This is a genomic window from Pseudomonas sp. 43mfcvi1.1 (genome assembly GCF_900115935.1).
In the GTDB taxonomy this organism is placed as follows: domain Bacteria; phylum Pseudomonadota; class Gammaproteobacteria; order Pseudomonadales; family Pseudomonadaceae; genus Aquipseudomonas; species Aquipseudomonas bijieensis.
In genome coordinates this window covers 271,481-284,180 of record NZ_UETT01000004.1, presented here as the reverse complement: position 1 = coordinate 284,180, position 12,700 = coordinate 271,481, and the positions used below count along the sequence as shown (strand labels likewise).

The 12,700-nt window shown below is 60.6% G+C and carries 10 protein-coding genes; 3 read left to right on the top strand and 7 right to left on the bottom strand.

The features are described from left to right. Nucleotides 1–11 precede the first annotated feature (11 nt). Both DTP52_RS09885 and uxuA read left to right on the top strand, forming a co-directional pair. On the top strand, nt 12–1,466 hold the full coding sequence (locus DTP52_RS09885) for a mannitol dehydrogenase family protein (RefSeq protein WP_109753186.1): 1,455 nt from the start codon (nt 12–14) through the stop codon (nt 1,464–1,466). Nucleotides 1,467–1,482: 16 nt separating this feature from the next. Then, complete coding sequence (gene uxuA, locus DTP52_RS09880) at nt 1,483–2,658, top strand: mannonate dehydratase (RefSeq protein ID WP_109753185.1); 1,176 nt, start codon at nt 1,483–1,485, stop codon at nt 2,656–2,658. A 263-nt stretch (nt 2,659–2,921) separates the two neighbouring features. On the opposite strand, the gene DTP52_RS09875 is transcribed toward uxuA, so the two are convergent. The 3 genes from DTP52_RS09875 to DTP52_RS09865 form a co-directional block, all read right to left on the bottom strand. Further along, nucleotides 2,922–3,635 carry a FadR/GntR family transcriptional regulator gene (locus tag DTP52_RS09875; protein ID WP_109753384.1) on the bottom strand — a complete coding sequence of 238 codons (714 nt, stop codon included), beginning with the start codon at nt 3,633–3,635 and terminating at the stop codon, nt 2,922–2,924. An 84-nt stretch (nt 3,636–3,719) separates the two neighbouring features. Continuing rightward, nucleotides 3,720–5,246 carry a UxaA family hydrolase gene (locus DTP52_RS09870; RefSeq protein ID WP_109753184.1) on the bottom strand — a complete coding sequence of 509 codons (1,527 nt, stop codon included), beginning with the start codon at nt 5,244–5,246 and terminating at the stop codon, nt 3,720–3,722. Nucleotides 5,247–5,260: 14 nt separating this feature from the next. Further along, nucleotides 5,261–6,271 (bottom strand): zinc-binding alcohol dehydrogenase family protein, encoded by a 1,011-nt coding sequence (locus tag DTP52_RS09865; RefSeq protein ID WP_109753183.1) that lies wholly within the window; start codon nt 6,269–6,271, stop codon nt 5,261–5,263. A 612-nt stretch (nt 6,272–6,883) separates the two neighbouring features. On the opposite strand from DTP52_RS09865, the gene treA reads away from it, so the two are divergent. After that, entirely contained in the window at nt 6,884–8,509 is a 1,626-nt protein-coding gene (gene treA, locus DTP52_RS09860) for an alpha,alpha-trehalase TreA (protein ID WP_109753182.1), read from the top strand. A gap of 86 nt (nt 8,510–8,595) precedes the next feature. Here the strand turns inward: treA and DTP52_RS09855 are convergent, their stop codons facing one another. The 4 genes from DTP52_RS09855 to DTP52_RS09840 form a co-directional block, all read right to left on the bottom strand. After that, entirely contained in the window at nt 8,596–9,822 is a 1,227-nt protein-coding gene (locus tag DTP52_RS09855) for a zinc-dependent alcohol dehydrogenase (protein WP_109753181.1), read from the bottom strand. Nucleotides 9,823–9,966: 144 nt separating this feature from the next. Further along, nucleotides 9,967–10,497: a cupin domain-containing protein gene (locus DTP52_RS09850; RefSeq protein ID WP_109753180.1), complete on the bottom strand. Its 531-nt coding sequence runs from the start codon at nt 10,495–10,497 to the stop codon at nt 9,967–9,969. Between the two features lie 18 nt (nt 10,498–10,515). Next, nucleotides 10,516–11,475, bottom strand: a complete 960-nt coding sequence (locus DTP52_RS09845; RefSeq protein ID WP_109753179.1) for a diguanylate cyclase — start codon at nt 11,473–11,475, stop codon at nt 10,516–10,518. A 3-nt stretch (nt 11,476–11,478) separates the two neighbouring features. Then, the gene (locus tag DTP52_RS09840; RefSeq protein ID WP_256594249.1) at nt 11,479–12,477 is read right to left on the bottom strand and encodes a response regulator; all 999 of its coding nucleotides are present in this window, start codon (nt 12,475–12,477) and stop codon (nt 11,479–11,481) included. Nucleotides 12,478–12,700: the final 223 nt, after the last annotated feature.

The window sequence follows — 12,700 nt, the reverse complement described above, 5'->3', positions numbered from 1 at the left end:
GGAGCGTATTGATGCCTGTTGTGAAACGAGTGCTTTCCACTGGCGCAGCAGCGCAGATCGGTATCGTGCATCTGGGCTTGGGCGCGTTTCATCGCGCCCACCAGGCGGTCTACCTGCAACGCCATCTCAACCGTCATGGTGAAAGCGACTGGGGGCTGTGCAGCGCCAACCTGCGCTCCAATCGCACCTTGGTCGATCAATTGCGCGAGCAGGACGGTCGCTACCACGTTGCCGAGTACCGCGACCGCGAGCAGGTGACCCTGCGCGAGATCGCGGTCTTGCGCCAGGCCTTGTATGTGGGCGAGGGCGGCCACGACCTGGAGTTGCTATTACAGCGGATGGCTGCGCCGCAAACGCGGATCGTCACGCTCACCGTCACCGAAAAAGGCTACTGCCTGAGCCCATCCTCCGGGCAGTTGCGCAGCGAAGATCCGCTGATTGCCCATGACATCGCTCATCCGCAAGCGCCGCGCTCAGCGCCTGGCATTGTCCTTGAGGCCCTGCGTCGCCGTCGTACCGCCGGCATCCCGCCATTCACCGTGTTGTGCTGCGACAACATGCCCGACAACGGTCAACGCACCCGCCAGGCGGTCAGCGCGTTGGCGACGAGGCAGGATGAGGCGCTGGCGCAGTGGATCGACCAACAGGTGGCGTTTCCCAGCTGCATGGTCGATCGCATTGTGCCCGCGATGGACGGCGAGTCCTTTCGACGGCTGGAACAATTGGACTGTCACGACCCGGCGGCAGTGGTCTGTGAAAGCTTCAGCCAATGGGTGATCGAGGATCACTTCCCCCTGGGCCGTCCGGACTGGGAAGTGGAAGGCGTGCAGATGGTGGAAGACGTGCGCCCGTTTGAAACGATGAAGCTGCGCATGCTCAATGGCAGCCATTCGTTGCTGGCCTACGTGGGGTTGCTGGCCGGCCATGAGTCGGTGTTCGACGCCGTCAGTGACGCGAATCTGGCACGGCTCTTCGAGCGTTACATGGCTGAGGAAGCGGCGCCCACCCTGGACATGCCGGCGGGCATCGATCTTTCGCTGTATGCCCGCGATCTGAAGGCGCGCTTTGCCAATGACAGCCTGCAACATCGCCTGCGCCAGATCGCCATGGACGGTTCGCAGAAGCTGCCGCAACGCTGGTTGCTCGGCGCCCGGCAATTGCTCGACCAGGGGCGAGGTATCGGCTGTACCGCGCTGGGCATCGCGGCATGGATTCATTACTGCACACGACCTTTGCCTGGTCATCCGATGCACGTGATTGATGACCCTTTGAGTGCGACTTTTGCCGATCTGGCGGGTCGCTTCGACGGCGCATCGTTGGTGGAGGCCTTTCTCGATTTGAACGAAGTCTTCCCGGCCGCGTTGTCGGAGCGTCCGGCGTTTCGCGAGGCCGTGCACCGTGCTTATACCGCGCTGACCCGCGACGGCATCGGCAGCCTTTTGCAGACCTTTGCCGCACCCAACTAACAAAAAGGAGAACAACATGGAACAGACATGGCGTTGGTTTGGCCCCAAAGACCCGATCTCCCTGGCGGACGTTCGCCAAACCGGTGCGACCGGCATCGTCACCGCATTGCACGAAATCCCTAATGGCCAGGTGTGGCCGGTGGAGGCTATCGCGGCTCGTAAAGCGATGATCGAAGCGGCCGGTTTGAGCTGGTCAGTGGTGGAAAGCATTCCGGTGCACGAGGACATCAAGCGTGGCTGCGGGCGGCGTGACGAGTACATTGCCAACTACCAGCAAAGCGTGCGCAACCTGGCGAGCTGCGGCATCGATATCGTGTGCTACAACTTCATGCCGGTATTGGACTGGACTCGCACCGACCTGACCTATGAGCTGGCGGATGGTGGCTGGGCGCTGCGTTTCGATCAAACCGCGTTTGCCGCCTTCGACCTGTTCATCCTCCAGCGCCCGGGGGCGCAGGCTGAATACAGCGCCGAGGATATCCAGCAGGCCAAGGTCTACTTCGAACAACTGACGCCAGCCCGACGCGAAACCCTGGTCAACACCCTGATTGCTGGTTTGCCCGGCGCCGAGGAACACTACAGCCTGGACAATTTTCGTGACTTGCTGCGCACCTACGCCAACATCGACGAGGCCAAGTTGCGTGAACACCTGGGGTATTTTCTGCGTGCGGTGATCCCGGTGGCGGAGGAAGTGGGGGTACGCATGGCGATCCATCCGGACGATCCACCTCGGGCGCTGCTGGGGCTGCCACGCATCCTCTCCACCGCTGAAGATGCCCAATGGTTGTTGGATGCCGCCCCGAGTCCGGCCAATGGCCTGACGTTCTGCACCGGTTCCTATGGTGTGCGCGAAGACAACGACCTGGTGGCGATGGCCAAGCAGTTTGCGCCGTTCATCTACTTCACCCACCTGCGCTCAACCCGCCGGGAGGCCGACCCACGCAGCTTTCACGAAGCCCATCACCTGGGTGGCGACGTCGACATGGTCGGGGTCATCAGTGCCTTGGTGGCCGAAGAGCGCAGGCGTGAGCGCGAAGGTGGCCCGCGCTTGCCGCTACGACCGGACCATGGGCATCAACTGCTCGATGACCAGCACCGCAAAAGCAATCCCGGCTACTCGCTGATCGGTCGCCTCAAAGGCCTGGCGGAAATCCGTGGTGTGGAACTGGCCGTGCGGAAACAGTTGGGCTGAGGCTTGAAAATAAACAGGGGAAATCTGTCAGGCCAAAAAGCCTGTGGCGATGCGTCAGTTACCGAGGGCTTTTGTGGCGAGGGGATTTATCCCCGTTGGGTTGCGAAGCAGCCCCAAGGATTGAATGCGATCAGCCTGACACACCGCAGTGACTGGCTTGGGGACTGCTGCGCAGCCCAACGGGGATAAATCCCCTCGCCACAGGTTCGGTGTGCAGTTGAGTGAGTTTGAGTGATCCACATCAACGCCCATCCACCGCCGGTCTAATCGCTCATGTCTTCCGGCCCCAGCGCCTGCAACCAACGGTTCTCCGAGCGGCTCAGATGCTGGCGCATGGAGGTTTGAGCACCGAGCACATCCTTGTTGGCGACGGCGTGCAGGATCGCCTCATGCTCGATGACGGCGGCTTCCCAGGTCAACGCGTTCTCGGAGTGCTTGCTCAGGTGTGCCGAAATAGGGTTATGTCGTTCATCAAACAGCGCGGTGATGATCCGGACCAAAGCAGAGTTACCGCTCATTTTGGCCAGGCGCTGATGAAACCTGCGGTCGTCCTCCAGAGGGGGCTGGCCGTTGGCGATGCTGGCGCGCATGGCGTCGATACATTCCTGCAGATAGCGGTAGTCGCTTTTTTTGCCGTGCAAACAGGCCAGGACCACCGACTCGCCTTCGATCAAGGCGCGCGCCTGCATCAATTCCGACGGGCTCTCGCCCAAGGTTTCGCCCTTGTTTTTCCCGTCCATGGACCGGGTGCGCACGTACACGCCCGAGCCCATCTTGATTTCAATGTCGCCCTCGATTTCCAGGGCGATGAGTGCCTCGCGCAGCGAAGGCCGGGAAACCCCCAGCAGTTGAGTCAAATCGCGTTCGGGAGGAAGCCTGGAGCCTGCCTTGAAGTCCTCCTGGACGATGTAGTTTCGCAGTTGGTCAGCGATTTTCTGGTACGGCTTTCGCTCAGCGGCGTTGATCGGTGAGACCATGGCAACGGTGTCCATCAGATAGTCTGCGAAGGCTACCATAGGCGCTTGATGCTGTTCATTCATGTGGGCGCGGTGGTGCGGCAATCACATCACCGCGCCAATCTGCCAAGGCACAAACTCATTGTCGCCCAAGCCGTTTTCTTCACTGCAGGTGCGGCGTCCGGAAGCGGTATCGAGCATCAATTGGAACAACCGTTCACCGGCCTCGGCCACCGACTCCAGGCCATCGACAATGCCTCCGGCGTTGAAATCCATGTCCAGCTCCATGCGTTGGAACAGGCGGGTGTTGGTGGCGATTTTCAAGGATGGTGTGGGCTTGCACCCGTAGGTCGAACCGCGGCCCGTGGTGAAGCAGATCAGGTTCGCGCCGCCCGCCACCTGGCCGGTCGCAGACACCGGGTCGTAGCCGGGCGTGTCCATGAACACCAGGCCTCGGGCATCCACCGTTTCAGCGTATTGGTAAACGCCCATCAGTCCGCTGGCGCCGGCCTTCGCCACGGCACCCAGGGATTTCTCCAGGATGGTGGTGATGCCTCCGGCCTTGTTGCCAGGCGAGGGATTGTTGTTCATGTCACCGTCGTTGTGGCGTACGTAGGCTTCCCACCAATGGATCCGCGCCATCAATTTTGCCGAGATATCAGCGGAGGCGGCGCGGGCTGTCAGCAGGTGTTCGGCGCCATAGATTTCCGGCGTTTCCGACAGAATGGCGGTGCCGCCATTGCGCACCAGCAGGTCGACAGCGGCGCCGAGTGCCGGATTGGCGGTAATCCCCGAGTAACCATCCGAGCCGCCGCACTGCAGACCGACCTTCAGGTGGCTGGCCGCCACGGCAGTACGTTGGAAGTCGTTGATGATCGGCAGCATCTGCTCGATATGGGCGATGCCACGCTGCACGGCTTCGCGAGTACCGCCAGCGTCCTGAATGATCAGGCTGGCCTTCAGCAGCGCTGAGCGATCGCCGAGTTCATCCATCAAGGGGGTGAGTTGGTTGACCTCGCAACCCAAGCCGATCAACAGCACGCCAGCGAAGTTGGGGTGATCGGCATAGCCGCGCAAGGTACGCTTGAGGATATCGATGCCTTCACCCGTGGCCCCCATGCCACAGCCGCTGCCATGGGTAATTGCCACGACGCCATCGACGTTGGGAAAGTCTTTCAGGCGCTCGGCAGAGAAGGCATTGGCGATGTGTTTGCACACGGTTGCCGAGCAGTTGACGCTGGAAACAACCCCGATGTAGTTGCGGGTACCAACGCGCCCATCATCGCGCACGAAACCCTCGAACGTCGCCGGCTCACCGTTGAGCACGGTGGGTATATAAACGTTCTGCACGCTCTGTTCGGCATTGGTCGTGGGCATGTCCAGGTTGTGCACGTGGACATGATCGCCAGGCTCGATGTCCTGTGTCGCCTGGCCGATGGTCTGGCCATACTTGAGTACTCGTTGGCCTGCCAGCGCCCGGCGCAGGGCGATCTTGTGGCCGGACGGAATCGGCTGCCGGGCGACCAGCGCGACGCCGTCGGCGTTCAGCTGTTGCCCTTCGGCAATATCGCCTCGAGCTACGGCAACATCATCACCGGGGGTTAAAACAAGCAAAGAAGACGGCGGGTTCATGGTGCGTCTTCCTCCTAGCACTCGATGATTGCTTTGACGACACCCTGCTTGGGGTCGAGCAAGGTGCTGAACGAATGGGCGACGTCGCTGAGTGTCAGTCGATGGGTGTTCAGGGCGGCGTCCGGGATCAATCCGTTGCGCAAGCATTCTTCCACGTGCCGGAAGTCTTCCTGGGTGGCGTTGCGACTGCCCATCAGCGTGGCTTCACGCTTGTGAAACTCCGGGTCGGAAAAGGTGATGGAGTCCCGTACCACCGAAATCATCACGTAGGTGCCGCCGTGGGCGATGAACTCGAACCCGCGCTCCATGGCCCGGGCATTGCCCGTGGCATCGAACACCACGTCGAAAAAATCGCCCTCTGTCAGTTCGGCCAGGGCCTGCTTGTCACCTTCGCCGATTTGCACGGCAGCGTGGATATCCAAGTGTTGCTTACAAAACGCAAGACGATCTTCACGGGTATCCAGGACAGTGACTTGCGCCCCGCGCAGGCTGGCGAAGATCGCCGCCGCCATGCCGATCGGCCCGGTGCCGACCACCAGTGCGCGTTTACTCGCCTGGACATTTGAGCGCCGCACAGCATGAGCGCCGATGGACAGGAACTCGATCATCGCCGCCTGATCGAGGGTAACCCCCACGGCCTTGTGTACGAATTGGTGGGGAACACTCAGGTACTCAGTGAAAGCCCCATCGCAATGAACCCCCAACACTTGAATACGGGTGCAGCAGTTGGTCTTGCCCTGGCGGCAGGCGATGCAGGTTCCGCAGGAAAGGTAGGGCATCACGTAGACAACATCACCGATGGCGAGGTCGCTGGCGCTGTCCGGCTCTTCTACAACCCCGGAAAACTCATGACCCATGACACGTGGGTATTCGAGGTAGGGCTGATTGCCGGTGAATATATGCAGGTCGGTGCCACAGACCCCGACGCGCTTGACCCGGATGAGCACCTCTCCTGGATTCCTGGCCGGTTTGTCACGTTCGATGCTGCTTAGCGAGCCGGGTTCGTTACAGATGACGGTCAACATGTCGATGCTCCTTGGCTGGCGCGCAGACAACGGGTGCCTACACGCGCAGGAGGGTTGCGAGCGCCCGGTTGCCGCGACCGGAGCTCTTTTTTGTTGTAGACGGGCCGTGACCCGTTCGGACGAGCTTCGCCCAAAAACTACACGCCGAGGAAAATATTGGCAAGACCAATTTGTTGTTTTTCTAATTGGACAGACCAATATGAAATTTACGAGGGGGGCCCCAGCTTCTCTATTACCATCGCCAGGCTGATGGGGAAAAAGGCAACAGTGGACCGGAAAACGTTTCGGGGCCGAATAGCGGGTGGATTGCTGCGGGGAGTTTTGATGAGCACACAATGGCAGAAAAAAGGTTGCCCGGTTTGCCGGGCGCTATGGGAGTCCGGCCAGCATCCCCCTGAACTTGCCATGAGCATCGTTCTCCATTCCCGTCTGCATCGATGTTCATCGTGCGCAGCCTTCTGGGAGCAGTCGGAGCGTTATGCCGATATTATTTCTGAGCAGCAGGCGCGAGCGTTATATCCAGAGGCCTTCAAGTAGGAGGGCTTTTTATGAACCCAGGCCATTCCTTCATGTCAGTCGTTTGTCAGGATCGACAACATGATGGAGCTGTCTATGCGACCTATGGATTTCACCAGCCTGTCCTTCGCCGCGTTGCTCTGCGCGGCTTGCTCAAGCCAACCGGCCGCGACATGGAGTTATGAAGATGCCCAGGGGCGAGCCAATCTGCCGCCCGACCAGGCCTACCCTGAGCTGTTCGAAGCGGTGCAACGCGGGCAGCTTTTCACTGACCAGAAACACTTCGTGGATGCGCTGCCCAAGCGTGATCCTGCGAAAATCCGCGCCGATTACCTGGCTCGCCGGGGCAGCGATGGCTTTGATCTGAAAACTTTCGTGCAAGACAATTTCATCGAATCCGGCGAGGCGCAAAGCCCGGCATCGAAACCTGGCGCTTCGATCGAAGAACACATCGACAACCTCTGGCCGGTGTTGAGCCGCAGCTACAGCCAGGTGCCGCAATACAGCAGTTTGCTGCCGTTGCCGCAACCCTATGTGGTGCCGGGCGGGCGCTTTCGCGAGATGTACTACTGGGATTCCTACTTCACCATGCTGGGGCTCGAGCAAAGCGGTGAGAGAGCCCGGGTTCGCCAGATGACCGACAATTTCGCCTACATGATCGACACCTACGGCCATATCCCCAATGGCAATCGCACCTACTACCTGAGCCGGTCGCAGCCGCCATTCTTTGCCTATATGGTGGAGTTGCAGGCACGTATCGAAGGCGATCAGGCCTATGGGCGATACCTGCCACAGTTGCAGAAAGAGTATGCCTACTGGATGGAGGGCGCCCAGGCGCTCAAGCCGGGCGCGGCCGCGCAACACGTGGTCAAACTCGCCGATGGCAGTGTGCTCAACCGCTATTGGGATACCAGCGCGACGCCTCGACAGGAGTCCTGGTTGCAAGATGTCAGCACCGCCGAGCGAGCGCCGCACCGGCCCAGGGAAGAGGTCTGGCGTGACCTGCGTGCCGGTGCCGAAAGCGGTTGGGATTTCAGTTCCCGCTGGTTGGACGATAGCCAGGACCTGGCGAGCATACGCACCACGGCCATCGTGCCTGTGGACCTCAATAGCCTGATCTATCATCTCGAAAAAACCATCGCCAAAGCCTGCGAGACGGTGCAGAACAGCCCCTGCGTCCAGGTTTACGGTCGGCGCGCCGAGCTGCGCCAGCGTGCCATCGAGAAGCACTTGTGGAATGCCGACAAGGGCTTCTATGTGGACTACGACTGGCAACGCAACCAACAACGCCAACAGCTCACGGCCGCGACGCTTTTCCCGCTGTACTCGGGGCTGGCGTCCGGCGAGCACGCCAATCGCACCGCCGATGCGGTACGCGAAGGCCTGCTGCGCCCCGGCGGCATCGCCACCACCCAGGTCAGCAATGGCCAGCAGTGGGATGAGCCCAACGGCTGGGCACCGCTGCAATGGGTGGCGGTGGAGGGGCTCGACCGCTACCAGCAAACGGCACTGGCGCAGCAGATTGGCAGTGGTTTTTTGCAGCAGGTCCAGAACCTCTACCGCAAGGAGAACAAGCTGGTAGAGAAATACGATTTATCCGGGCGTGGCGATGGCGGAGGAGGCGGCGAATATGAGTTGCAGGACGGCTTTGGCTGGACCAACGGGGTGACGCTGAAACTGATGGGCAAGTATGGCGCAACCCCTCTCACCACCAGGCCGTAGACTGAACACCGTGGCGAGGGAGCTTGCTCCCGCCGGGCTGCGCAGCAGCCCTTGAGTTCCCCTCACCACAATGAACCCGCCAAGTCTCAAGTCAGCGCCATCGCACCATTCGGAACATCACCCTCCGGCAACGCCACGTGCGGGCTGCCCGGCGTCAAAATGACCTTCCTGCAATCCTCCTGCTTCTTGTCGAAAAGCTTGTAGCCCTCGGCGGCCTGCTCCAGCGACATCCGGTGGCTGATGATCACCTCAGGGGACAAGCGCCCGGTCTCGATATGGCCAAGCAGTTCGGGCAGATAACGCTGCACGTGGGTCTGGCCCATCTTGAAGGTCAGGCCTTTGTCGAACGCATCGCCAAACAGGAAGCCGTGGATGAAGCCGGCATACACCCCCGGCACGCTCACCACGCCGCCGCGCCTGACTGCAGCAATGCATTGGCGCAGCGCCTTGCCGCTGCTGCCTTCGAGCTTGAGCGTGGCCAGTACCGTTTCGGTGGTGCTGCCCTTGGCCTCGAAGCCCACCGCATCGACCACACCGTCCACGCCGCGCATGCCTCTGGTCTGACGAATGATCGTGTCGGCAGGGTCGTCGTCTTCATCGAAGTTGATCGGAATCACGCCGTAGGTTTGCTGCGCGTAGGCCAGGCGATAGGGATGATGATCGACCATGAAGATCTGGTCGGCGCCCAGCATCCGCGCGCAAGCGGCACTCAACAGACCGACGGGCCCGGCGCCGTAGATCGCGATACTCGAACCCTTGCCGATCCCGGTGTTGGTGACCGCTTGAAACGCAGTCGGCAAGATGTCCGAGAGGAACAGGACCTTTTCGTCCGACAGGGCCCCCGGTACCTTGAACGGCCCGGTGTTGGCCTTTGGAACACGTACGTACTCGGCTTGGCCGCCCGGTATGCCGCCGTACAGATGGCTGAAACCGAAAAGCGCCGCGCCCGGTGCAATGGCCTTCTTGTTCAGGATCGCGCCACGCCCGGTGTTGGTGGTTTCACACGCGGCGAACAGATCCATCTGGCAGAAAAAACAGCTGCCGCAGGCGATCACGAACGGAATCACCACACGGTCGCCGGGTTGCACCGCGGTCACCGCTGAACCCGTTTCCTCGACGATGCCCATGAACTCATGTCCGAAGATATCGCCGTGCTCGACGGCGGGAATTTTCCCGCGATAGAGGTGCAGGTCGGAACCGCAAATCGCCGTTGCGGTAACGCGCAGAATGATGTCGTCGCTGTCCACCAGGATGGGGTCGGCGACCGTATCGACTTTCACACTGTGGGCACCGTGATAGGTGAGTGCTCTCATGACGTCCTGCCTCTCTCGATAGTGGGTAAAGGGCAGAGGGGCGATTCCGGACGGAAGTTCAGAGAGATGACGGGCCGTGGGACTAGCGGTCGTTCAGTGCGGCGAAGGTACTTTTGGACAGGGTCTGGTAGCGCCGCCTGGGTGCTATCGCCGGCTTGTCCAATACCGGACGACAGCTCCCTCGCGCCCCTGCACCGGATCCCTGTCGGGAAATGGCAGGCTGGCGATCTTCGCCAGTTGGGCTTCGCTCGGTGCTTCACGGCAGATGTCGGCCTGTTGACCGGGAGGGTAGGCGCCGACCACCAGGAAATCCTCGCTGGCGTGCAGGTTGCAGTGGCCTGTACCGGCGGGGAGCAGCAATACGTCACCGGCTTTCACCTCGAGGACATGTCCCTGCGGACCGCCAATCATCAAGCGCGCCTGGCCACTGGCGACGCCCAGCACTTCATGGCCTTCGGTATGGTAGTGGTGATAGTTGTAAATCCCGTAACGCCATTGCGGGGGCCAGCCATTGGCGCGAAAAGTCTCTTCGATCAACGCCGCCGCATCGCCGTCCCGAACGGCGATGGCGCCGGGGTAGACGAGCACGGGCAGGCGCGGGTTGTTGGGTACCCAGCCGTTGCGTTCCAATATCAGGGCCTGCACGGAATCCGAGACTGCGTTAAATGTGCTCATTGAACCAATCTCCGCAGGCTAAACCTGCTCGTACACCGTCACCCGGTTACGCCCGGTCTTCTTCGACGTATACAGCGCCTGGTCCGCCCAGGCGATCAGGTCGGCGTGGCTGTTCGAGGGTTGGCTCAGGTCGGCCACCCCCAGGCTGATGGTGAAACGGATGCGCTGGTCGTTGTACACCACCTCCAGCGCCTCTACGGAGTGACGCATGCGTTCGGCGAAAGTTTGCGCACCGGTGCTGTCGGTATCCGAAAGCACCACGCCAAACTCTTCACCGCCATACCGCCCGACCACATCGGAGTCGCGCGCGTGCTCGCGCAGCAGCCTGGCGACCTGCTCGATGACTTTGTCGCCGGCCTGGTGACCGTAGGTGTCGTTGACCCGCTTGAAGTGGTCGATATCGAGCATCACCAGGCTCAACGCATTGCCATAGCGCTGGTGCCGGGCATAGGCGGCCCTGAGGCTTTCCTCCCAATGGCCGCGGTTGTACAGGCCCGTCAGGCGATCGGTACTGGAGAGCTGTTGCAGTTGCGCATTGGCGGCTTGCAACTGATGCCGGTTGGTGGCGACATCGGTGACGTCATAGATCACCAGGCAGATATGCTTGATGTTGTTGTCGGGCGAGCGCAGCGGTAACAGCGTGGTGTTCTGGTACATGAATTCTTCATTGCCGGTGATCGGCTGATAGTTCTCGAACCGCACCAGATACGGCCGCTGCTCCCAGACGGTGAAGGCTGGCGTGCCGAGGGTCGCGACGCTTTCCACTTTGCGGCTGAACCATTGGCGATCGATTTCAGGGAACAGGCTGAAGATAAGCTGATTGTGGGCATCCTTTGGCTGCACCCCGGAGCGGTTCTCCATGAAGGTGTTCCAGACCTGCACGCGGTAGTCGCGGTCGAGCACCACCACACCGACATCGATGCTCTGAACCACGGCAAGCAACCAGTGAAACTCGTTCAGATCAATGGAATCGTTCATGGCTCAGTTCATCAGATAGGCGAGTTTGTGGGTCAACCGTTCGATGGAGTCCTCCGTGAACAGCAGCAATAGGTCGAAACGAATATCGTGCCCTTCCAGGCTGTAGCTGATTTCCACTGCCAGGGTTTTTTTCCAGCGCTTGCGGTTGACTCGGATCAGCTCATCGATCGCCGCGTGTTGGCCGAGAATCTGTGGGTGACCTTGAGAGAATCCCACATCGATCTGATCGGCAATGCTGGTCAGGCAAGCTCCGATCAGGACGCTGGAAAGGTCCAGCAGCATTTCCAGGTCGGAATAGTCGCTGCTCTGGCGTTGCATCAGGTGTGCGATGTCGGCGATTTCCGAGTCGTGAAACATCAGCAGGGCTTCACCCGCGATGCCACTGCCAATAAAACCCTGGCAGATAGCCGTGAGTTGCTGTGAGCTGCTGGCATCGTTCAACGCCATATGCAGCTCACCGACTTCGAGAATGTTCACATTGGGCACCGGCAGTTGCACAAAGACGCCCAAGACCTTGGCGATCAGGGCGGCTGCCTGGCCAATGGCAACGTTGACGGTCTCGCGGAACACGTCGTGAAAACTGATGGCCGCGTCCGGTGCCGAACGATTCTGCAGCGGCACCTTGCCGGGTTGGGTCAACAGTCCCACCCGGGTGAGGGTCTGGCGCAGTTCGTTTTCGTCGAAAGGCTTTTTCAGGAACGCCAGCGCGCCTAGCTCGAGCACGCGGCGTACCGCTTCATCCTGGACGTCACCGGAGATCACGATGACTTGCGCCTTCAACCCTTCGTCGCGCAAGGCGCTCAACACCTGATAACCGTCCATCTCCGGCATGGTCAGATCGAGCAGTACCACCTGGCCCAGGCCCTGGCGTATCGCGTCCATGGCCTGGCGACCATTGACGGCCTCGGTAACGGACACCGGCCAGTCCGCGGGCAGAGCACGTAGGACCTGTTTACGGGCCATGTTGGAGTCGTCACACACCACTAGGGGAATCACTGACACAAATGCACTCTTTTTGGAGTTGGATATCAGGGAAACGCTTGCATGCGTCATACCATAGGGTAGCAAAGACCCGCGAATGCACAGGATTTACCAAGAAAAACACCCGGCAGGCCGCCCGGATGGGTTGTTACGCGGTTTGCCCGGCCCCGTAGTACTCGTCCCAAAGCTCCTTCCGAAACCGGTTGCCCGGATCGAATTGCGCCCCGGTGGCATGCAACTGGTG